Genomic DNA, 20,339 nt, shown 5'->3' on the forward strand with positions numbered 1-20,339 from the left:
GTTGATACTGTTGCAGCAATTGATGCGTTGTCCTCCTCCACGCGACACGACTAGCTCTGATCGTTGCAGCCCGCACTTGACGCCGCGCGACACAATGAGCTTCAGAAAGGGGGCTTTTTGTATTGAATTCACTCGACTCGCTGACATAAGAGGGAATAGGATGTTTGAGGCGCCCGCCAAACTTGCACACGAGTTAAAACAGGCATTCCTCTTTAGCTTGAAACCACCTACCGCGCGGCCGTGCGGGGCTTAAACGTGTGCTGCTCGCTCCTATCGGCTGTGCACCGAGGATGGTTTCATGTCCCTCAGATCGTTCGCATTCGGCGTCAAACAACACCTTCAGTCCACAATCGGCGTGCCGATTTCGCATAGCCACGTTTATGAGCTGCTCGCCAGCGCCTTTGGCTTCCATTCAAGCGCGGCGTTGAACTCTGATCACCTGCTGGCGGTGGCTACGAACAGTTCTGGGCGGTCGATCTCCCCAGCATTGCTGCAGCGCCGTTTGGCGGAGTTAGGGTATGGGGAAACGGCGACTCGAGCGGCCGAAATCCTAGCTGCCTATATAAAGGAGGGGGATTTGGCGTGCTACAGCTTGCGTAATGTCGTTTCCATCTTGCAGGAAGATCCGTTCGAGCTTCTGGATGTCGAGACAGATGCTGAGCTCCAGGTGCTAATCGATGGGTTGGACAGGCTGGCGGGGAAAGGAAACCCAGCTGCCCATTTTGCGCTGGCCCTCCTGTATGGGGGAGAGCGCACCGATGACGACCATCAGCCAGGAATGGGAGGCGAGTATTGGTTGGAGCGTATGCAGGCCGGAGAGGCATTGGATGGCATTCCGCTCGAATGGGCGATTACGGCACAGGAGCTCCAGCAAAAAAGGTCACTGCGTCTTTTTCATCTAATGCGCGCGGCGGCGCTGGGACATCATGGTGCAGTGTTGGAGCTGGCTGAGCTGGGCGAAGATCCCCGATGGCTCGAGCAAGCCTGGAACCTCGATTCAGTTGATGACCCTCTGCGCCTGGCAGAGCTTGCCTATGGCCATGGTCGTGAAGAGGATGCGCGGCGTTGGTACTACGTGGCTGCAGCGCAAGGGGATACAGAAGCGATGAGGACGCTCGTTGAGGAGCTTGAGCCGAACAACCACTTTCAGGGATGGGTCTGGATCTATTTATCTGCAGAGCTGGACAATGATATTCGCCGGGGCACCATGCGGGCTTACCACGATGGTGGGGCCTATGACGGAGAGCTGTACGACGACGATATCGGTGGGCCGCTATACGTCGATGGTGATGAGGGCGTGCATATCCCAGCATTGGACGCAGCGTCTGATACTCGAGCAAAGCTTTTGGCGAAGGAACTCTATTCCAAGCTGAATGACTCGCTCCCCGAGACTAAATGATGAGTTAACAGTTCGGTGCTCTCTGCAATGAGCTCTGAGTTAAAACTTGATTATTTGGCCGGTCGGAGTAGGATATTTACAGTTCTTGACAGCTTGTCAATTTATGAGGTGGAAAGTAACTTTTGGCGAAAGTAGATTTTCATTAAATAACTTTAGCCGAAGCTGAAATTAACTTTGACCGAACTGTTGTCTAACGCTGATTTTCAGAAGCGTCAAAGTTGATTATCTTTTCCCACCTACATCCGGGAACGCTCCAGGCAAAAAGAAAGGGCCCTTCGGGGCCCTTTTCTTTTGTCTCGCGTTTATCCGCGGGATGCCTCAGGAGGCTTCGGCGACTGTCTGTGGCGTGGCGTCGGCCGGCAGTTCACCCATGTCGCGCAGGGTCTGGATAACCCAGTTTTCGGCACGCTGGTTGAGCTCGGTGATGGCGCGTGCGCCCTCACCTTCGGCGTACATGGCCGGGCCGATCACCACCTGGATGGTGCCGGGGTACTTCGCCCAGCCGTTCTTCGGCCAGCAGTGCCCGGCGTTGTGGGCGATCGGTAGTACCGGCAGGTTGGCATTGACTGCCAGGGAGGCGCCGCCGCGGGAGAACTTGCCGATCTGGCCGGTGGGAACGCGGGTGCCTTCGGGGAAGATCAGTACCCAGGCGCCCTTCTTGAGGCATTCATCGCCCTGCTTGGCTATCTGCTTGAGGGCTACCTTGGGTTGCTCGCGGTTGATGGCGATGGGCTTGAGCAGCGCCATGGCCCAGCCGAAGAAGGGCACGAACAGCAGCTCGCGTTTGAGCACCAGCGCCAGCGGCTCGAAGTAGCCGGTGAGGAAGAAGGTCTCCCAGGTGCTCTGGTGTTTGGCCAGGATCACGCAGGGCTGGTCGGGGATGTTCTCCGCGCCCTTGAGTTCGTAGCGCACGCCGACTACCCAGCTGGCGAGCCAGACGGCGAACTTGCACCAGGCCTGGGCAATGAAGCGGTAGCGCGCGCGGTACGGCAGGAAGGGCGCAATGAGCAGGCTGAGGGTGCCCCAGACGAAAGCGCTGAACGACAGCAGCAGGTAGAAGAGAACGGTTCTGATGGCCTGCACTATCGACATGGGGGATGGGTCCTCAGGAAAGAAGTTGGTCGGCTACTGCCGCCAGATCGTCGAATACCAGCGTGCCTTCGGGCAACGGCTTGGTCAGGGTTCGCTCGCCTTTGCCGGTTTTTACCAACACGGGCTGACAATCGACGGCCCGTGCGGCGTCCAGGTCACCCCGGCTGTCACCTACGAACCAGATACCGCGCAGATCTGCGCCGTAGTGCTGGGCGATCTGCAGCAGCATACCGGGTTTCGGCTTGCGGCAGTCGCAGCCCTCGTCGGGGCCATGGGGGCAGTAGACGACCAGGCCGAGTTCACCGCCCTGCTCTGCTACCAGGTCGCGCAGGCGCTGGTGCATGCTCTCCAGGGTGGCCAGGTCGTAATAGCCGCGGGCAATGCCCGACTGGTTGGTGGCCACGGCCACGGTCCAGCCAGCCTTGCTCAGGCGGGCGATGGCAGCGATCGCGCTGGGGATCGGAATCCACTCGTCGAGGGATTTGATGTATGCGTCCGAGTCCTGGTTGATGACTCCGTCGCGGTCGAGGATCAGTAGCTTCATGGATGCTTTCGATAAGTCGGAAATGAAAAAGCCGGGAGTCCGTCACGGCGAACCGTTGCGAACTCCCGGCCTTCAGGCGGGCATCAACCCAGCAGCGAGATGTCGGCGACGCCGAGGAACAACCCGCGCAGCTTCGCCAGCAGCGCGTAGCGGTTGGCCTTCACGGCGTTGTCGTCCGCGTTGACCAGGACTTCCTCGAAGAAGGCATCGACCGGCGCGCGCAGGGCCGCCAGGCGGGCCAGGGCGGCGCGATAGTCGCGAGCCGCGGCCAGCGGAGCCACTTCGCTCTCGGCAGTCGCCACGGCGCTGCCAAGGGCCTTCTCGGCGGTCTCGGTGAACAGGCTGGCGTTGACGGTGGCAGGTACTTCACCTTCGGCCTTGGCCAGGATGTTCGACACGCGCTTGTTGGCGGCGGCCAGGGCTTCGGCTTCGGGCAGCTGACGGAACGCCTGCACGGCCTGCACGCGCTGGTCGAAGTCCAGCGGAGCGGTCGGCTTGAGCGCACGCACGGCCTGGTACACGGCGACGTTGACGCCTTCGTCCTCGTAACGGGCGCGCAGACGGTCGAAGACGAAGTCCTGCACCTGTTCGGACAGGCCTTCGGCCTTCACCTTGTCGCCGTACTGGGCCACGGCCACGCCGATGGCGTCGACCAGGTCGAGGTCCAGCTGCTTCTCGATGAGGATGCGCAGCACGCCCAGGGCGGCACGGCGCAGGGCGTACGGGTCCTTGCTGCCGGTGGGCAGCATGCCGATGCCGAAGATGCCGACCAGGGTGTCGAGCTTGTCGGCCACGGCCACCGCGGCACCGGTCAGGGTCCCCGGCAGTTCGGCGCCGGCGCCGCGCGGCATGTACTGCTCGTTCAGCGCCAGGGCGACGTCCTTGGCCTCGCCACCGGCGGTGGCGTAGTAGTAACCGGCGATGCCCTGCATCTCCGGGAACTCGCCGACCATCTCGGTGGCCAGGTCGCACTTGGAAAGGATGCCGGCGCGGGCAGCGTTGGTTGCGTCACCACCGATGCGCTCGGCGATGTAGGCGGCCAGCCTGGAAACGCGCTCGGCCTTGTCAAAGACGGTGCCCAGCTGGGCCTGGAATACCACGTTCTTCAGACGGGTGTTGAAGGCTTCCAGCGGTTGCTTCTGGTCCTGCTTGAAGAAGAACTCGGCGTCGGTCAGGCGCGGGCGCACGACCTTCTCGTTGCCGGAGACGATGTTCTCCGGCGCCTTGCTCTCGACGTTGGCCACGGTGATGAAGCGCGGCAGCAGCTTGCCGTTGGCGTCCAGCAGGCAGAAGTATTTCTGGTTGTCCTGCATGGTGGTGATCAGGGCTTCCTGCGGCACGGCGAGGAAGCGCTCCTCGAACGAGCACACCAGCGGCACCGGCCACTCGACCAGCGCGGTCACTTCGTCCAGCAGGTCGGCGGGGACGATGGCGCTGCCCTTCTGCTCGGCAGCCAGTTCGGCAACGCGCTTGGAGATGATCTCGCGGCGCTCGGCGAAGTCGGCCAGCACATAGGCGCTGCGCAGATCTTCCAGGTAGTTGCCCGGAGCGGAGATGCGCACGTTGGTCGGGTTGTGGAAGCGGTGGCCACGGGATTCACGACCGGCCTTCTTGGTCAGGATCTCGCAGTCGACGACGTCGTCGCCGAACAGCATCACCAGCCACTGGGTCGGGCGCACGAACTCTTCACGACGGGCCGCCCAGCGCATGCGCTTGGGAATCGGCAGGTCATTCAGCGAGGCTTCGACGATGCCCGGCAGCAGGCCTACAGCAGGCTGGCCGGCGATGGTCTGGCTGAACTTGAGTTTCGGGCCGCTCTTGTCGATCTGCTCCAGGTCCACGCCGCACTTCTTGGCGAAGCCGAGGGCTGCCTGGGTCGGGTTACCGCTGGCGTCGAAGGCAGCCTGCAGTGGCGGGCCGTCGAGGTTCACGGTGCGATCGGGCTGTTGCACGGCGAGCTGGTCGATCTGTACGGCCAGGCGACGCGGCGCGGCGTAGCAGCGCGCGGCAGCGTAGGTCAGACCGGCGGCCTTGAGGCCCTTCTCGATGCCGGCCAGGAAGGCTTCACCGAGGCTCTTCAGCGCCTTGGGTGGCAGCTCTTCGGTGCCCAGTTCGACGAGGAAATCCTTCGCGCTCATTATTCGGCCTCCTTCAGCTTGGCCAGTACTTCGTCACGCAATTCGGCGGTGGCCATCGGGAAGCCGAGGCGGGCGCGGGCCTGCAGGTAGCTCTGCGCCACGGCGCGGGCCAGGGTGCGCACGCGCAGGATGTAGCGCTGACGCTCGGTCACCGAGATGGCGCGGCGGGCGTCCAGCAGGTTGAAGGTGTGCGAGGCCTTGAGGACCATCTCGTAGGTCGGCAGTGGCAGCTGCAGCTCGATCAGGCGATTCGCTTCGCTTTCGTAGAAGTCGAACAGCTCGAACAGCTTCTCGACGTTGGCGTGTTCGAAGTTGTAGGTCGACTGCTCCACCTCGTTCTGGTGGAACACGTCGCCGTAGGTGACCTTGCCGAACGGGCCGTCGGCCCAGACCAGGTCGTACACCGAGTCGACGCCCTGGATGTACATGGCCAGGCGCTCCAGGCCGTAGGTGATTTCACCGGTGACCGGGTAGCACTCGATGCCGCCGACCTGCTGGAAGTAGGTGAACTGGGTGACTTCCATGCCGTTCAGCCAGATTTCCCAGCCCAGACCCCAGGCGCCGAGGGTCGGCGATTCCCAGTTGTCCTCGACGAAACGGATGTCGTGCACCAGCGGGTCGATACCGATGGCCTGCAGCGAGCCCAGGTACAGCTCCTGGAAGTTTTCCGGGTTGGGCTTCAGGACCACCTGGAACTGGTAGTAGTGCTGCAGGCGGTTGGGGTTCTCGCCGTAGCGGCCGTCGGTGGGACGGCGGCTCGGTTGCACGTACGCCGCGTTCCAGGTTTCCGGGCCCACGGCGCGGAGGAAGGTGGCGGTGTGGAAGGTGCCTGCGCCTACTTCCATGTCGTAGGGCTGCAGCACCACACAGCCCTGATCGGCCCAGTATTTTTGCAGGGCGAGGATCAGGTCCTGGAAGGTGGGCACGGCGGGCGTAGTCTGGCTCACGAATTTCACCTGTGCTGGATATGCGACTAAAACCCGGCAGTATACCGCAAGACGCTTGCAGCTTGGGCTTCACAGCGCTGTTTGCGCGACCGTTCGTACGCCCTGGATGAGCGAAAAATCGGCGACATGACTGTGTTTTTGTACAGCCTTTTGTCTATAGTCAGAACCTTCCCGTTTCCAAGGCCGACTGCCATGCCCCGCTGCTTCTGGTGTAACGACGATCCCCTGTATATCGCCTACCACGATGCCGAATGGGGCGTGCCCCAGCGCGACCCCCGCGCGCTGTTCGAGATGATCATCCTCGAAGGCGCCCAGGCCGGCCTGTCATGGATCACCGTGCTGAAGAAGCGCGAGCGCTACCGCGAGGTGCTGTTCGGCTTCGACCCCGAGCGCCTGGCGCGCATGACCGACGAGGAAATCGAGGAGCGCATGCAGGACCCGGGCATCATCCGCAACTTCGCCAAGCTCAAGGCCGCGCGGCAGAACGCCCAGGCCTGGCTGAAGCTGGACGACCCGGTGACCTTCCTCTGGTCCTTCGTCGGCGGCCAGCCCAGGGTCAATCACTTCAGCGGTCGCGGTGACGTGCCGGCGGTGACGCCGGAAGCCGAGGCCATGAGCAAGGCGCTGCGCAAGGCCGGTTTCAACTTCGTCGGCCCGACCATCTGCTATGCCTTCATGCAGGCCACCGGCATGGTGATGGACCACACCGTCGACTGCGACCGCTACGCCCAGCTGAGCCGCGCCTAAGGCAGCGGGCTGGCCAGGGTGACCGCCTGCCAGGGCCCGATGGAACGGCCGGAAAGCGCCGACCAGTACCAGGCCGAGGTATCGGAGAAGGACTGGCCGGTGGCGTCCTCGATGTAATCGCAGACCTGCAGCCGCATGCCCTCACGGGTCACCACGAAACAGCGCTGCAGGCCCTGAGCTCCGGCGCGTTGACGCAATTGCGTCTGCTCGATGCGATAGCCCAGCGCGCGGAAGCAATCCTCCGCCGGATGCAGCTTGCGCGTCGGCCGCAGCACCTGGCGCAGCACGATGCTGCGCTGGCCGTCGCTGAAGCGGCCAAGCTGGCCGGGGAAGTCCTCGGCAAAGCGCTGCTCCACCGGCGAAAGCGCCAGCGGGCGCAAGGTACGACCTTCGAATTGCACTGGCCATTCCTGGGCGACCCGCGTTGCCGTCGTTGCCGCGGTAGCCGGCGCCAGCAATGGCCAGAGCATCGCCAGCAGCAGGGCACCCAGCAGGCTGCCGGTGAAACGCGTCGAAGCAACCGGCAGCGACGATTCGACCGATGCGGACAGCGCAAAGGCGCCGCGCCCGATCACCCGGAAAATCATCCCGCAGACCCCGGCGAACACCAGCAGCCCGACTGCCTCATGGGCCCAGCCGGGAAACCCGCTGGCCCCGCTCTCGCCCCACACCAGCAGCGTGTTGCGCAGGACATTGCCGGCCAGCACCAATAGCCCAACCAGCGGCAGGCGGCGCAGCAGCGAACGATCCGGCAGCCGCTGCCAGGCCGCCAGCGCGCAGGCGGTGAAGTAACCGACCCAGGCCATCTGGATGCCCGAGCAGGGCGCATCGACCATCACCCACTGGCCGTCCACCCGCAGCGCACTGCCCTGCCGTTCCACCGTCCAGCTGCCCAGGCGCAGCAGCCACGCGCTGACCTCGGCGGTGACCACGCGCAGCGGATAACCGACGAAGAACTGCAGTGAAGACAGCAGCGGCAACGACAGCACGCCCAGCCCCAGGGAGGCCAGCCAGGGCTGGCCGGGGGCGCGCAGGCTGAGGATCACCAGCAGCAGCGCCAGCACCGAGAGCAATCCGCGCAGCAATGGCGGCAGGATCGTCTGGGAAACTGCTGCGACGACCAGCAGCACCGCTGCGCTGCTCAGCCAATGCAAGCGTGGTTGTACGCGCAGACTGGAGCGGTCACGCCAGAGCAGCAGCCCGAGTGTCGCCAGCGCAATGATCCCCAGCGGATCATCCGAGCCATCACCAAGCCGCCGAGCTGCCCACAGCCAGCTTGGCCAGGCCGCCAGCGTGGCGAACAGCAGCCAGCTGCAGCCGGGCAGGCGACGGATCATGTGGCCTTCCTCCGCCACCACCAGCCGCCCAGGGCCGCCAGCAGCAACATGGCCCAGACGCCCGGCTCCGGTGTGCCGGGCACCGTGTTGCCGATAGCGTTGTTGCTCACGCCCTGGGGCATCGGCAGCGGTTGGTCGACCGTCCTGCTCGCCTGCGGATCGGGATTGCGCACCTGCTGGTCGACGGCGATGAACGAGGTGTAGGGCGTGAGCAACTGGTACTTGAGGCCGAGGTCGAGGATCTGCGAGCTGAACTCGAAGCCGCCATCGAGGGCCTCCTGGTCCATCAGCTCGGCGAGGCGTTTGCGCGCCCACAGGTGAGCGAGTGCTTCGCCGTTGTCGGTCAGGTTGCCGGCGCTGATCGGCGGGCGCGCCTGGAACGGACCCTCGGCGGCATGGGCGTCGATGCGCAGCTCGCCGCGCGGTTGGCCCTTCCACTTGCCGAACAGCACCAACGGGCGATTGGCGAACAGGTCGGGCAATTGCAACGGCTCCACGTCGTAGACGTCGAGGCCTTCGAAGCTTGCGTGGATGCCCTTGAGCAACGGGCTGTCGATCATCCTGCGGAAGCGCTGGGCCGCCTTGCCCGCCTGCTCATCATCGGTCACCACGAAGGGCTCGCCCTGCCCTGCCCGCGCCAGGCCTTCGATCAGGCTGCGGTTCACCGCGCTGCCGATGCCGAAGGCGAACAGGTTGGCCTTGCTCAGGTTCTCGCGCACCAGCTTGTAGGCGCTGCTCTCGATGGTGACGTAGCCGTCGGTCACCACCACGAAGCTGCGTGAGCGCTCCGGGTCCGTGGGCATCGCCAGCGCCTCGCGCAGGGCCGGCATCAGCTCAGTGCCGCCGGCGCCGACCTGGCTGTGCAGCAGCTCGATGGCCAGGCGGGTGTTTTCCGGTGTGGCGGCCAGCGAACGCTCCGCCAGCTTGCGGTTGTCGCCGGCGAACAGCAGCAGGTTGAAGGTGTCGCTGGGGCGCAGGCGGCCGATCAGGTCGCGCAGCAGGGTTTTGGTGGTAGCCAGCGGGAAGCCGTTCATGGAGCCGGAAACGTCGACCACGAAGACGTAGTCGCGCGGCACGATGAGCCGGGCTTCCGGCGCGCGCGGCGGGGCGACCATGGCGAGGAAGAAGTTCTCTTTTTCCCCACGTGCGAGCAGCAGGCCGCTCTGCACGGACTCGCCGCCGAGCTGGTAATCGAGGATGAAGTCGCGGTTGCCGGCGGTGGCATCGTCGGCTGCCGTGCGAGCGCTCGCGCGCTGGCCGTCACGCTGGATCGTCAGGCGATGGGACGGCGAGGTGATCTCGCCGATCTGCACCGGCGCCAGGAGTTCGACCTGCAGGGCGAAGGTCGTGGCCGAAGGCTGCCCGGCCGGCAGGTACGGCGACTCGATCCACCGCTGCTTGCCGCTGCCGGATTCGCCGCGACCGTTGTAGCGCGGCCCCACCACCGTGGGGAAGACGAACTGGAAGTGCCCGTCGGTGGGCACCAGCAGTTCGCTGTAGCGCAGCTCCACCTGCACCACGTCGCCGGGGAGGATGTTGGCGACGTTCATCTGGAACAGGTTCTCGCGTTCCTGCTCCAGCAGCGCGGCGGTCTTGCCCTGTGTCCTGGCCTGCTGGTATTCGGCCTTGGCCTTCTGCTTCTCGCGGATCTGCGCCTGGATCACCCGCTCGCCCAGGTGCACGGTCATGCCGTGGACGGCGGCGCGGGTCGAAGCGGGGAACACGTAGCGTGCCTCCAGCGGCGTCTTGCCCTGGTTGCGGTATTCCTGGGTCACCGTCACTTCGGCGATGTTGCCCAGCACGCGGGCATCCACGCGGGTCGACTTGAGCGGCAGGGCATCGACGGCCGGATCAGCGTTCTCGACGAAGAAGTAGGGGCTGGAACTGCTGTCATCTGCGGCCAGCGCCGCCAGGCTGGCGCTCATCGTCAGCAGCAGGCAGCACAGCTGTGCAAGGAAGGTTGGGGTGCGCATCGCGGGCCTCCGGGCCTGTGGATCGAATGGCCGCAGGTTGCGCGCGCGCCGTGGGCGCAATGTGTTCGCCGGGTGGAGATTGTATGGAGCCTCGATGGCGCCCGATTTGCCGGCACGAGCGGCTACAATGGCCGCCATCTGCTTGAAGGAGTTTTCCGTGGAGAAATTCAAGGGCGCACTGGTGGTGGGCTTCCTGCGGTTGTTCGCCATGCTGCCGTGGCGCGCGGTGGGCGCATTGGGTGCCGGGATCGGCTGGCTGATGTGGAAGCTGCCCAACCGGTCCCGCGAGATCGTGCGGATCAACCTGTCGCATTGCTTCCCCGAGCTGTCCGGGGCCGAGCTGGAGAAACTCGTCGGCCAGAGCCTGATGGATATCGGCCGCACGCTGACCGAGAGCGCCTGCGCCTGGATGTGGTCGCCGCAGAAATCGCTGCAGTTCATCCGCGAAGTCGAAGGCATGGAAGTGCTGGAAGAGGCGTTGGCCTCCGGTGACGGCCTGGTCGGCATCACCAGCCACCTGGGCAACTGGGAAGTGCTCAACCATTTCTACTGCTCCTACGCCAAGCCGATCATTTTCTACCGCCCGCCCAAGCTCAAGGCGGTGGACGACCTGCTGAAGAAGCAGCGTGTGCAGCTGGGGAACCGCGTCGCGCCTTCGACGCCTGAAGGCATCAAGAGTGTGATCAGGGAAGTGAAGAACGGCGGCTGCGTCGGCATCCCCTGCGACCCGGAGCCGGACCTCGGCTCGGGCCTATTCGTGCCCTACCTGGGCACCACCGCGCTGACCAGCAAGTTCGTGCCCTCGCTGCTCGCGCGCGGCAAGGCCCGCGGGGTGTTCTTCCACGCCGTGCGGCTGCCCGACGGCAGCGGCTACAAGGTGATCCTCGAAGCCGCCCCGGCGGACATGTACGACAAGGACATGGAAGTGTCGGTGGCGGCGCTCAGCCGCGAGCTGGCCAAGTACGTACGGGCCTATCCCAGCCAGTACATGTGGACCATGAAGCGCTTCAAGAAGCGCCCCGAGGGCGAGGCCCGGTGGTACTGAGCACGCCCCGCTCAATCGACCCGATAGGCACGGCGCCCCTGGATTGTTGACGCCCGGGGCGTCAGGCTGAACGTCTCACGCTCCCGGAATCTCTGCTCATGCTCGGCCTGCCGACCACCGCCACCGCGCCATTCTGTCCCTCGGAAGTCAAAGGCAGCATCCAGGTCGCGGCCGGCGCGCCGCTGTGGAAACGTATCCTGCAGTTCGCCGGCCCCGGCCTGCTGGTCTCCATCGGCTACATGGACCCGGGCAACTGGGCCACGGCCATCGAGGCGGGCTCCGGCTTCGGCTACCAGTTGCTGTTCGTGGTGCTGCTCTCCAGCCTCGCCGGGATGGTCCTGCAGTGCCTGGCGATGCGCCTGGGCATCGTCACCGGCCAGGACCTGGCGCAGCTCTCGCGCAGCCGCTACAGCCTCGGCGTGGCGCGCCTGCAATGGCTGCTGGCGGAACTCTCCATCGTCGCCACGGACCTCGCCGAAGTGCTCGGCTGTGCCCTGGCCTTCCACCTGCTGCTGGGCGTCGACCTGGTCACCGGCGTGATCCTCACCGCCTTCGACACGCTCATCGTGCTCGGCCTCAAGGGCCAGCGCTTCCGCCACCTGGAAGCGATCATGCTGGGGCTGATCGTCACCATCAGCGGCTGCTACCTGGTCGAGCTGATCCTCATCAAGCCCTACTGGCCCGACGTCGCCGCCGGCTTCCTGCCCAGTTGGGACGCGGTCACCCAGCGCGAGCCGTTGTACCTGGCGATCGGCATCCTCGGCGCCACGGTGATGCCGCACAACCTCTACCTGCACTCCTCCATCGTGCAGACGCGGCAGGTCAGCGGGACCAACGGCAAGGCCGCGGCGATCCGTCTGACACGCATCGACACCGTGGTTTCGCTGAGCCTCGCGCTGCTGGTCAACGCGGCGATCCTGATCCTGGCCGCCGCAGCCTTCCACGAGACCGGCCACACCGGCGTCACCGAAATCCAGGACGCCTATCGCCTGCTCGAACCACTGGTGGGCACCGGCCTGGCGGCGATCCTCTTCGGCGTCGCCCTGCTTGCCTCCGGGCAGAGCTCCACCTTCACCGGCACCATCGCCGGGCAGGTGATCATGGACGGCTTCCTGCAGATGAAGATCCCCTGCTGGCAGCGCCGCCTGATCACCCGCGCCCTGGCCTTGATTCCGGCGCTGATCGGCGTGGTGATGCTGGGCGACAAGGCGGTGGGCAAGCTGCTGGTGTTCAGCCAGGTGGTGCTCAGCCTGCAACTGCCGTTCGCGCTCTGGCCGCTGATCCGCTTCACCAGCGATCGCGCGTTGATGGGCGAGTTCGCCAACTCCCTGCTCACCCGGGTGCTGGCCTGGGGCTTGTTCTGCGTCATCAGCGTCGCCAATCTCTGGCTGCTCGCGCAATTGCTGGCTTGACCTGACCCCCGGGTTTCAGGCCCATTAGTGCGCTGACATTCAGGACGGATGCCATTCATGTCGAACCAAAGGCAGTACCCGCGTACCCCGATGAAGTGCCGGATCAAGATCAGCCATGCCAGCTTCGGTGATGTGTTCGGCCATACCCGTGATCTGTCCGACGGCGGCGTCTATGTCCGTCATGAAGTGCTCGCCGCGCTGCCCGCCGGCACCCGCGTGACCGGCCAGGTGCAGGACATGCCCTTCGAGGCGCCGATCCTGGAGATGGAAGTGATGCGCACCGACGCCGAAGGCGCGGGCTTCCGCTTTGTCGCTAACGCCTGATTGCTCTTTGTAGGAGCAACTGTCTTTCCCTGGATTAATCCGTGCTCGCGCATCCCCTCACCCCAACCCTCTCCCGGAGGGAGAGGGGGCAGATCGTGCCGGCTGATGCTGTGGTTCCATCCTGCTCCGAACGGTCCCCTCTCCCGCTTGCGGGAGAGGGTTAGGGTGAGGGGCTCTTTGCAGAAACCCGCTCAATTCGCCTCGTTCACCGCACTCAGGAACGCCCGCGTCCGCTCATGCTGCGGGTGGCCGAAGAACTGTTGCGGGCTGCCCTGCTCGAGGATGCTGCCCTGGTGGAAGAAGCACACGCGGTCGGCGAATTCGCGGGCGAAGCCCATCTGGTGGGTGACCATGAGCATCGTCAGGTTGTGCTCGGCGCCCAGCTTGCGCACCACGTTGAGCACCTCGCCGCACAGCTCCGGGTCCAGCGCCGAGGTCACCTCGTCGAACAGCATCACCTTGGGCCGCATCGCCAGCGCGCGGGCAATGGCCACGCGCTGCTGCTGGCCGCCGGAGAGCTGTGACGGATAGTGGTCGAGCTTGTTGCCCAGGCCGACCATTTCCAGCAGCTCCACCGCCCGCTCACGGGCCTCAATGCGGCGCATGCCGAGCACCTGTACTGGCGCCTCCATCACGTTGCGCAGCGCGCTCATGTGCGGGAACAGGTTGAAGCACTGGAAGACCATGCCGATCTTGCTGCGCACCTTGCGCACGTGACTTTCCGGCGCGCGCACCAGGGTGTCGTTGCGCTTGAGGTGGGTGAGCGGTTCGCCGTCGACCTCGATCAGCCCGCTGTCGATGGTTTCCAGGGTCATCAGTGCGCGCAGCAGGGTGGATTTGCCCGAGCCGCTGGGGCCGATGATGGCGACCTTCTCGTGGGCCTTCACCTCCAGGTTGAGGTCCTTGAGCACGCTGAAGCTGCCGTAGCTCTTGCACACATTGCGGAAGCTGACCATCGGCTGGGCCGTATCGGCGCGCGCGGCCGGGGCATCCTGGCTGGCCAAGCGGGGCGCAGTCTGTAGGGAGTGAACGGACATCGGAGTACCTCCAGAAGAGTCAGTCATGGCAGCGCCGTACGTTTTTCCACCTGGCGCACGACGCTTGCCAGGCCGATGGAGATGAGCAGGAAGAACACCCCGACCAGGGTGATCGGTTCCAGGTAGCGGAAGCTGTCGGAGCCGATGTTCTTCGCCTGCTGCATGATTTCCACCACGGTGATCGCCGAGAGCACCGGGGTGTCCTTGAACATGGCGATCAGGTAATTGCCCAGCGCCGGCAGCACCGGGCGGATCGCCTGGGGCAGGATGACTTCGCGGTAGGCCTTGAACGGCGAGAAGTTCAGCGCGGTGACCGCTTCCCATTGCCCGCGCGGCACGGCTTCCAGGCCGGCGCGGTATACCTCGGCGGTGTAGCAGGCATAGTGCAGAGCGATGCCGAGGGTACCGGCCACCAGGGCGGTCATGCTCAGCCCGTAGGTCGGCAGCACGTAGAACAGGAAATACACCTGGATCAGCAGCGGCGTGCTGCGGATGAACTCGATCAGCCAGGCCGCCGGCCACGACAGCCAGATGTGCCGGCTGCGCCGGGCGATGGCGAACAGCAGGCCGAACACCACGGCCAGGGCAAACCCCACCAGGGTGATGGCGATGGTCCGCAGCGAGGCGTGCAGCAGTTGCGGGAGAATCTGCCAGGCGAAGTCCCAGTCGAAGAATTTCATCACAGGCCTCCGCGGATTCGGCCGTGCCCCAGCCAGCGTTCGAGGCGGCGCATGAGGAAGACGATGACCTGGGCCATGACGAAGTACAGCACCAGGGTGAGCAGGAAGATCTTCATGGTCTCGAAGGTCGCCTGGTCCAGCTGGCGCGCGCGGAAGGTCAGGTCCGAGAGGGTGATCAGCGACACCAGCGAGGTGTTCTTCAGCAACTCGATCAGCAGGTTGGTGCCGGGCGGAATCGCACAGAGCAGTGCCTGCGGCAGGATGATCCGGCGGAAGCGGGTGAAGGGCGACATGTTCAGCGCCAGCGAGGCTTCGTATTGCCCCTTGGGCACCGAGCCGATGGCGCCGCGCATCACTTCCGCGCCGTAGGCGCCGATGTGCAGGCCCAGGCCGATGATCGCCACGCTGTAGGCGCTCATCTCCAGGTTGAACGGCGGCAGCGGCAGCACGAAGTACAGCCAGAACAGCTGCACCAGCAGCGAGGTGCCGCGGAACAGCTCGATGTAGGCGATGGACACCCAGCGCACTGCCGGCCACGGCGAGAGCCGGCCGAGTGCGGCGATGATGGCGGCGGCGACCGCCAGCAGGGAGCCGAAGACGGTCACCTGGACGGTGATCCAGGCGCCCTCCAGCAGCAGAGGAAGCAATTCACCCATGGTACGTATCCCGTTGCGACAGGTTCGACCAAACGGCCGGGCAGGCGCGCCCTATGCCAGCGACGCGCCTCGCGCGGTCACTGTTTGCAGAGTTCGGCGGCGGTCTTGTCGGTGACGTTGGACTTGTCGAAACCGAACGGCTTGACCGTCGCCAGGTGCTCGGGGCCGCCCAGCCACTGCTTGAGCTGGGCGTTCACCGCGTCGCGCAGGTCCTTGTCGTCCGGGCGGAAGGCCAGGGCGCCGTAGCCGATGTGCGACGGGTCGTCCTTGAAGTCGGCGATGGCTTCCACCGAATCGCCGCCTTTCGCCGCGAGGCCCTTCATGGTCAGCGCGGTGCCGACGCTGGCATCGGCGCGGCCGGCGCGCACGGCCTGCAGTTGGGCGGTGGTGTCGGGTACCTGGACGATCTGCTCTTCCGCCACGCCCTCGGCGCGGGCGTAACCCAGCTCGGCGGTGCCGGACATGATCGCCAGCTTCACGTCCGGGTTGTTCTTCACGTCGGCGTAGCTGTGCAGGTTCTTCGGGTTGCCCTTCTTCACCAGCAGCGAATCGGGAATCTGGTAGTGCGGGTCGGTGAAGATCACCTGCTGGCAGCGTGGCGGAGTGATGTACATGCCGGCGGCGATCACGTCGAAGCGTCCGGCGCGCAGGCCGGGGATCAGCGCGCCCCATTCGGTCAGCACCGGCTCGATCTTCTTCACACCCATTTTCGTGAAGATCTGCGTGGCGATTTCCGGGGATTCGCCGGTGACCTTGCCGGAGGTCTCGGTGTAGGCGAAGGGCGCTTCGTTGGCGTAGCCGATGCGCACGGTGCCAGTGCTCTTGATGCGTTCCAGGGTGGTTTCGGCATAGCTGCCGGCGCTGGCGACAGCGCAGGCCAGCAGGGTGCAGGCAAGACTCAGGCGGCGCAGGAAAACAGGGGCGGTACTCATCTTCGGATCTCCTGATCTTCTCTTGCCGAACGCGGTGGGCGCGCGGCGATGGATGGCAGGTAGCAATGTCGTACGACTGTTGTTCTTGTAGGTCGGGCCCCTGGGGGCCTTCCGAAGTTCTCACGCCGGCAAGGGCGATCAGCTCGACGCCAGACTAAGCCGCGGCGCCTTGCGGCTGTTCCTGATCGACAACCCCGCGGCGGGAAAAAGCCACCGTCGCGACGAACGCATCCGCAGGTTTTTTCTGCGCGGGCCTGACAATGCGGCCCGATGTACTGACAGGTGCGCGGCTGTATGTCCTGCGCCCGAGCATACAAAAGGGGTCGAAGCGGCGACATTGCACTAGGACAATTGCCGCCGGTGTGCGGGTCGGTCACTCTGGACCCCTGACCAGACGGAGCGCTGAAGATGGAAGCCTGGCGTCGCGCCCTGGCCGACCTGCGGGTCGGCGAATCCAAGTACAAGACCCTGGTGCAGGCCATTGCCGGTGACATCGAGCAGGGCCGCCTCAGCGACGGCCAGCGCCTGCCGCCGCAGCGTCACGTGGCCGATGGCCTGGGCATCAGCGTGCAGACCGTGACCAACGCCTACAAGGAACTGGAACGCCAGGGCCTGGTGCGCTGCGAGGTCGGCCGCGGCAGTTTCGTCACCCGGCGGATGACCGAGGGCATGGCCCATTACATGGTCGACCACCCCGAACGCGCGCTGGTGGACTTCTCCATCGCCAGCATCGTCCACACCCGCGAGCACGACCGCCTGTGGCAGGACAGCTGCCGCGAGCTGGCGCTGGAAACCGACCAGCCCTGGATGCGCGCCTGCCGCCCGGTGGCCGGCTTCGATTCGCACCGCGACGCCGGGGTGAAATGGATGGCGCAGCTGGGCCTCGAGCGCGAGCGCGACGACGTGCTGATCACCAATGGCGCGGCCCACGGCATCTTCCTGGCCCTCGCGTCCCTCGCCGGGCCGGATGACGTGGTGCTTTGCGAGCAGCTCACCGACCACGGCGTGATCGGCAATTCCCAGGTGCTCGGCTTCACCCTCAAGGGCGTGGAGATCGACAGGGAAGGCATCGACCCGGAGCACTTCGAAGACCTCTGCGCCAACGAGCGCATCACCGCGCTGGTGTGCACGCCCAACCTGAACAACCCGACCTCCTGCCTGATGCCCGACACCCGTCGCCGCGAGATCGCCGCCATCGCCCAGCGCTATGGCGTGCACGTGATCGAGGACGACGTCTACGGCCCGCTGCTCGGCGAGCGCCGCCCGCCGCCGCTCAGCCACTACCTGCCGGACCTGTCGTTCTACTGCACCAGCTTCACCAAGAGCGTGCTCACCGGCCTGCGCATCGGCTACCTGGCGATGCCGCGGCGGCTGGCGCTGCGCACCGAAAGCATCCTGCGGGTGAACAGCTGGATGGGCACGCCGCTGCTGGCGGAAGTCGCCGCGCGCTGGATTTACAACGGCAACGCCCAGGCGCTGATCGGCCTGCAGCGCCGTGTGCTGGAGACGCGCCAGGGGCTGGTGCGCGAATACCTCGGCGACTACCTGCGCGGTTGCGATCCGCATTCGCTGAGCGCCTGGATCGGCATCCCCGAACACTGGGAACTGGACAGCCTGGTGCGCGAGCTGCGCCATCGGCACATCGCCGTGACGCCGCCCGATCCGTTCATGGTGCGTGGTACCCCGCGACCGCGCGCGGTGCGCCTGTGCATGGGCGCGGAATGCAGCGATCAGCGCATGGTCAGCGCCCTGGAAGACATGCGCGAGCTGTTCGGGCAGTTCCCGAAGATCCACGATTTCTGAAGCCGAAATCTCCCTGTAGGAGCGAGGGGGACGCCATCGTTATTGCTCGCGAATGGATTTCCCGGCGACGTCGGGATTGGGCGGGTTCGCGAGCAAGCTCGCTCCTACACATATCCGCCCTACGGTCTGTACTCAGCTTCACCGTAGGAGCGGATCCTCCGAGAACGACATCGTCCTAGTACATTCATCGCGACAATTTCCCGCCCCTACACTCGGCCCCACTGCATTCTCCGGAGGCCGAGATGGAGCCGATTCCCCTCATCGAGCTGTACCGTGCACGCCAGCGCATCCAGGGTCTGGTGCGGCAGACGCCGCTGGAATACTCGGCCAGCCTGTCGCGCCTGCTCGGTGCGCCGGTGTACCTCAAGCTCGAATCGCAGCAGATCACCGGCAGCTTCAAGCTGCGCGGCGCAAGCAATGCGATTGCCCAGCTCGACGACGAGCAGAAGGCCAGGGGCGTCGTCGCCGCCTCCACCGGCAACCACGGCCGGGCGCTGGCCCATGCCGCGCGGATGCTCGGCGTGCACGCCACCGTCTGCCTGTCGCAATTGGTGCCGGCGAACAAGGTCCAGGCGATCCGCGAACTGGGTGCCGAGGTGCGCATCGTCGGCCACAGCCAGGACGACGCCCAGGCCGAAGCCGAGCGGATTGCCCGCGAGCAGGGCGCGGCGCTGCTGCCGCCCTTCGACCACCCGCAGATCATCGCCGGCCAGGGCACCCTCGGCCTGGAAATCCTCGAACAGCTGCCGGACGTGCGCCAGGTGCTGGTGCCACTCTCCGGCGGCGGCCTGTTCGGCGGCGTGGCGCTGGCGCTCAAGCACGCCGATCCGAGCATCCGCGTGCACGGCATCAGCATGCGCCGTGGCGCCGCCATGGCCGCCAGCCTCGCCGCCGGCCATCCGATGGAAGTGGAAGAACTGCCGACCCTCGCCGATTCCCTCGGCGGCGGCATCGGCCTGGACAACCGCTGCACCTTCGCCCTGGCACGCGACTACTGCGACCAGCTGCACCTGCTCGACGAGCCCTCCATCGCCGCCGGTATCCGCCACGCCTACCGCGAGGAGCGGCAGGTGGTGGAAGGCGCCGCCGCAGTCGGCATCGCCGCGCTGCTGGACGGCCTGATCGCCCCGGTCGGCCCGGTGGTGGTGATCGTCAGCGGCCGCAACATCGCCATCGAACAACACCAGCAGATCCTCGAGGAGACCGCCCATGGCTGACGTCACCCTGCTCAGCGAAGCCGACCTGCGCGCCTGCGTGGCCATCGACCGGGAGAGCCTCGACGCCGTCGAACAGGCCTTCCGCCTGCTGGCCACCGCGCCGGTGGCGATGCCGCCGATCCTTCGCCTGGACGTGCCCGAGCACAACGGCGAAGTCGACGTGAAGACCGCCTACCTGCCCGGCCTGCCGCGCTTCGCCATCAAGGTCAGCCCCGGTTTCTTCGACAACCCCAGGCTCGGCCTGCCCAGCCTCAACGGCATGATGATGCTGCTCTCCTCGCGCACCGGCCTGCTCGACGCCCTGCTGCTGGACAACGGCTACCTCACCGCCGTGCGCACCGCCTGCGCCGGAGCGGTGGCGGCCAGGTGGCTGGCCCGCGAGGACTCGCGGCAGGTCGCGCTGATCGGCGCCGGCGAACAGGCGCGGCTGCAGCTCAAGGCACTGTGCCTGGTGCGGCCCATCGAAGCGGCCAGCGTCTGGGCGCGGGACCTCGACAAGGCGCGGCACTGCGCGCAGGAACTGAGCACCATGGGCATCGCGGTCAGCGCCTGCGCCAGCATCGACGAAGCGCTGGAAGGCGCCGACATCGCCATCACCAGCACCCCCAGCCGCGAGCCGCTGATTCAGAAGAAGCACCTGCGCCCCGGTCTGCACATCACCGCCATGGGCTCGGACGCCGAGCACAAGAACGAGATCGCCGCCGCCGCGCTGGCCGCCGTGGACTGCTATGTCGCCGACCGCGTCAGCCAGACCCTGGTGCTGGGCGAGCTGCACCACGCGGTGCAGGCCGGCGACGTCAGCCGGGATGACGATTTCGCCGAGCTGGGCCAGGTCATCGCCGGGCAGCGCGAAGGCCGCCGCCGCGCCGAAGACATCACCCTCTGCGACCTCACCGGCACCGGCGCGCAGGACACCGCCATCGCCGGCCTGGCTTTCCAGCGGGCGCAGCGGATGGGCATGGGGTTCCGTTTCAGCAGCTGAAAAAATCGTCCCGCTTCGCGGGAGTCACTGAAAGACACCTGTAGGACCGAGGGGGGCGCCTAGCCCTTGCTCGC

At 65.6% G+C, this 20,339-nt stretch carries 18 protein-coding genes; 8 read left to right on the forward strand and 10 right to left on the reverse strand.

Annotated features, from left to right (window positions below):
- The first annotated feature begins 298 nt into the window (after nucleotides 1–298).
- Nucleotides 299–1,399, forward strand: coding sequence for a hypothetical protein (locus J2T47_RS01200; RefSeq protein WP_253441715.1), 1,101 nt, complete (start codon nucleotides 299–301; stop codon nucleotides 1,397–1,399).
- Nucleotides 1,400–1,717: 318 nt separating this feature from the next.
- Here the strand turns inward: J2T47_RS01200 and J2T47_RS01205 are convergent, their stop codons facing one another.
- The 4 genes from J2T47_RS01205 to glyQ all read right to left on the reverse strand — a co-directional run bounded on the left by J2T47_RS01205 (nucleotide 1,718) and on the right by glyQ (nucleotide 6,120).
- Nucleotides 1,718–2,491, reverse strand: a complete 774-nt coding sequence (locus J2T47_RS01205) for a lysophospholipid acyltransferase family protein (protein WP_253441717.1) — start codon at nucleotides 2,489–2,491, stop codon at nucleotides 1,718–1,720.
- Nucleotides 2,492–2,504: 13 nt separating this feature from the next.
- Entirely contained in the window at nucleotides 2,505–3,035 is a 531-nt protein-coding gene (gmhB, locus tag J2T47_RS01210) for a D-glycero-beta-D-manno-heptose 1,7-bisphosphate 7-phosphatase (protein ID WP_253441719.1), read from the reverse strand.
- An 83-nt stretch (nucleotides 3,036–3,118) separates the two neighbouring features.
- The gene (gene glyS, locus J2T47_RS01215; protein ID WP_253441721.1) at nucleotides 3,119–5,173 is read right to left on the reverse strand and encodes a glycine--tRNA ligase subunit beta; all 2,055 of its coding nucleotides are present in this window, start codon (nucleotides 5,171–5,173) and stop codon (nucleotides 3,119–3,121) included.
- Complete coding sequence (glyQ, locus tag J2T47_RS01220; RefSeq protein WP_253441723.1) at nucleotides 5,173–6,120, reverse strand: glycine--tRNA ligase subunit alpha; 948 nt, start codon at nucleotides 6,118–6,120, stop codon at nucleotides 5,173–5,175. The genes glyS and glyQ overlap by 1 nt, the downstream gene beginning before the upstream one ends.
- A 192-nt stretch (nucleotides 6,121–6,312) precedes the next feature.
- Here glyQ and J2T47_RS01225 point away from each other — a divergent pair, with 192 nt between their 5' ends.
- Nucleotides 6,313–6,867 (forward strand): DNA-3-methyladenine glycosylase I, encoded by a 555-nt coding sequence (locus tag J2T47_RS01225; RefSeq protein ID WP_253441725.1) that lies wholly within the window; start codon nucleotides 6,313–6,315, stop codon nucleotides 6,865–6,867.
- Here J2T47_RS01225 and xrtQ read toward each other — a convergent pair.
- Complete coding sequence (gene xrtQ, locus J2T47_RS01230; protein ID WP_253441727.1) at nucleotides 6,864–8,204, reverse strand: exosortase Q; 1,341 nt, start codon at nucleotides 8,202–8,204, stop codon at nucleotides 6,864–6,866. The genes J2T47_RS01225 and xrtQ overlap by 4 nt on opposite strands.
- Nucleotides 8,201–10,177, reverse strand: coding sequence for a VIT domain-containing protein (locus tag J2T47_RS01235; RefSeq protein ID WP_253441729.1), 1,977 nt, complete (start codon nucleotides 10,175–10,177; stop codon nucleotides 8,201–8,203). The genes xrtQ and J2T47_RS01235 overlap by 4 nt, the downstream gene beginning before the upstream one ends.
- 157 nt (nucleotides 10,178–10,334) lie before the next feature.
- On the opposite strand from J2T47_RS01235, the gene J2T47_RS01240 reads away from it, so the two are divergent.
- From J2T47_RS01240 to J2T47_RS01250, 3 genes are all read left to right on the forward strand, one after another.
- Nucleotides 10,335–11,222, forward strand: coding sequence for a lysophospholipid acyltransferase (locus J2T47_RS01240; RefSeq protein ID WP_253441731.1), 888 nt, complete (start codon nucleotides 10,335–10,337; stop codon nucleotides 11,220–11,222).
- 98 nt (nucleotides 11,223–11,320) lie between these two features.
- Nucleotides 11,321–12,634 carry an Nramp family divalent metal transporter gene (locus J2T47_RS01245; RefSeq protein WP_253441733.1) on the forward strand — a complete coding sequence of 438 codons (1,314 nt, stop codon included), beginning with the start codon at nucleotides 11,321–11,323 and terminating at the stop codon, nucleotides 12,632–12,634.
- Between the two features lie 57 nt (nucleotides 12,635–12,691).
- Nucleotides 12,692–12,958, forward strand: coding sequence for a PilZ domain-containing protein (locus J2T47_RS01250; protein WP_253441735.1), 267 nt, complete (start codon nucleotides 12,692–12,694; stop codon nucleotides 12,956–12,958).
- A 191-nt stretch (nucleotides 12,959–13,149) separates the two neighbouring features.
- Here J2T47_RS01250 and ehuA read toward each other — a convergent pair whose 3' ends face one another.
- The 4 genes from ehuA to ehuB all read right to left on the reverse strand — a co-directional run bounded on the left by ehuA (nucleotide 13,150) and on the right by ehuB (nucleotide 16,263).
- A complete protein-coding gene (gene ehuA, locus J2T47_RS01255) occupies nucleotides 13,150–13,995 on the reverse strand; it encodes an ectoine/hydroxyectoine ABC transporter ATP-binding protein EhuA (RefSeq protein WP_301295329.1) in 846 nt (281 codons plus the stop codon).
- A gap of 23 nt (nucleotides 13,996–14,018) precedes the next feature.
- Nucleotides 14,019–14,675, reverse strand: coding sequence for an ectoine/hydroxyectoine ABC transporter permease subunit EhuD (ehuD, locus tag J2T47_RS01260; RefSeq protein ID WP_138213444.1), 657 nt, complete (start codon nucleotides 14,673–14,675; stop codon nucleotides 14,019–14,021).
- A complete protein-coding gene (gene ehuC / locus J2T47_RS01265) occupies nucleotides 14,675–15,331 on the reverse strand; it encodes an ectoine/hydroxyectoine ABC transporter permease subunit EhuC (protein ID WP_138213443.1) in 657 nt (218 codons plus the stop codon). Before ehuC ends, ehuD begins: the two co-directional genes overlap by 1 nt.
- Nucleotides 15,332–15,408: 77 nt before the next feature.
- Nucleotides 15,409–16,263: an ectoine/hydroxyectoine ABC transporter substrate-binding protein EhuB gene (ehuB, locus tag J2T47_RS01270; protein WP_253441743.1), complete on the reverse strand. Its 855-nt coding sequence runs from the start codon at nucleotides 16,261–16,263 to the stop codon at nucleotides 15,409–15,411.
- Between the two features lie 408 nt (nucleotides 16,264–16,671).
- On the opposite strand from ehuB, the gene J2T47_RS01275 reads away from it, so the two are divergent.
- The 3 genes from J2T47_RS01275 to J2T47_RS01285 all read left to right on the forward strand — a co-directional run bounded on the left by J2T47_RS01275 (nucleotide 16,672) and on the right by J2T47_RS01285 (nucleotide 20,265).
- Complete coding sequence (locus J2T47_RS01275) at nucleotides 16,672–18,066, forward strand: PLP-dependent aminotransferase family protein (RefSeq protein WP_253441745.1); 1,395 nt, start codon at nucleotides 16,672–16,674, stop codon at nucleotides 18,064–18,066.
- Nucleotides 18,067–18,308: 242 nt separating this feature from the next.
- Nucleotides 18,309–19,283, forward strand: a complete 975-nt coding sequence (gene eutB, locus J2T47_RS01280; RefSeq protein WP_253441747.1) for a hydroxyectoine utilization dehydratase EutB — start codon at nucleotides 18,309–18,311, stop codon at nucleotides 19,281–19,283.
- Nucleotides 19,276–20,265, forward strand: a complete 990-nt coding sequence (locus tag J2T47_RS01285; protein WP_253441749.1) for a cyclodeaminase — start codon at nucleotides 19,276–19,278, stop codon at nucleotides 20,263–20,265. Before eutB ends, J2T47_RS01285 begins: the two co-directional genes overlap by 8 nt.
- The last annotated feature ends 74 nt before the right edge of the window (nucleotides 20,266–20,339 follow it).

It is taken from the genome of Pseudomonas nitroreducens (assembly GCF_024170165.1).
In the GTDB taxonomy this organism is placed as follows: Bacteria; Pseudomonadota; Gammaproteobacteria; order Pseudomonadales; family Pseudomonadaceae; genus Pseudomonas; species Pseudomonas nitroreducens_C.

Bases quoted from the DNA above. Each gene is read 5' to 3' on its own strand.
- xrtQ (WP_253441727.1), bottom strand. From the start codon at position 8,204: ATGATCCGTCGCCTGCCCGGCTGCAGCTGGCTGCTGTTCGCCACGCTG.
- eutB (WP_253441747.1), top strand. From the start codon at position 18,309: ATGGAGCCGATTCCCCTCATCGAGCTGTACCGTGCACGCCAGCGCATC.
- ehuC (WP_138213443.1), bottom strand. From the start codon at position 15,331: ATGGGTGAATTGCTTCCTCTGCTGCTGGAGGGCGCCTGGATCACCGTC.
- ehuA (WP_301295329.1), bottom strand. From the start codon at position 13,995: ATGTCCGTTCACTCCCTACAGACTGCGCCCCGCTTGGCCAGCCAGGAT.
- J2T47_RS01235 (WP_253441729.1), bottom strand. From the start codon at position 10,177: ATGCGCACCCCAACCTTCCTTGCACAGCTGTGCTGCCTGCTGCTGACG.
- J2T47_RS01285 (WP_253441749.1), top strand. From the start codon at position 19,276: ATGGCTGACGTCACCCTGCTCAGCGAAGCCGACCTGCGCGCCTGCGTG.
- J2T47_RS01205 (WP_253441717.1), bottom strand. From the start codon at position 2,491: ATGTCGATAGTGCAGGCCATCAGAACCGTTCTCTTCTACCTGCTGCTG.
- gmhB (WP_253441719.1), bottom strand. From the start codon at position 3,035: ATGAAGCTACTGATCCTCGACCGCGACGGAGTCATCAACCAGGACTCG.
- J2T47_RS01250 (WP_253441735.1), top strand. From the start codon at position 12,692: ATGTCGAACCAAAGGCAGTACCCGCGTACCCCGATGAAGTGCCGGATC.
- J2T47_RS01225 (WP_253441725.1), top strand. From the start codon at position 6,313: ATGCCCCGCTGCTTCTGGTGTAACGACGATCCCCTGTATATCGCCTAC.
- J2T47_RS01275 (WP_253441745.1), top strand. From the start codon at position 16,672: ATGGAAGCCTGGCGTCGCGCCCTGGCCGACCTGCGGGTCGGCGAATCC.
- glyS (WP_253441721.1), bottom strand. From the start codon at position 5,173: ATGAGCGCGAAGGATTTCCTCGTCGAACTGGGCACCGAAGAGCTGCCA.
- J2T47_RS01245 (WP_253441733.1), top strand. From the start codon at position 11,321: ATGCTCGGCCTGCCGACCACCGCCACCGCGCCATTCTGTCCCTCGGAA.
- ehuD (WP_138213444.1), bottom strand. From the start codon at position 14,675: ATGAAATTCTTCGACTGGGACTTCGCCTGGCAGATTCTCCCGCAACTG.
- ehuB (WP_253441743.1), bottom strand. From the start codon at position 16,263: ATGAGTACCGCCCCTGTTTTCCTGCGCCGCCTGAGTCTTGCCTGCACC.
- J2T47_RS01200 (WP_253441715.1), top strand. From the start codon at position 299: ATGTCCCTCAGATCGTTCGCATTCGGCGTCAAACAACACCTTCAGTCC.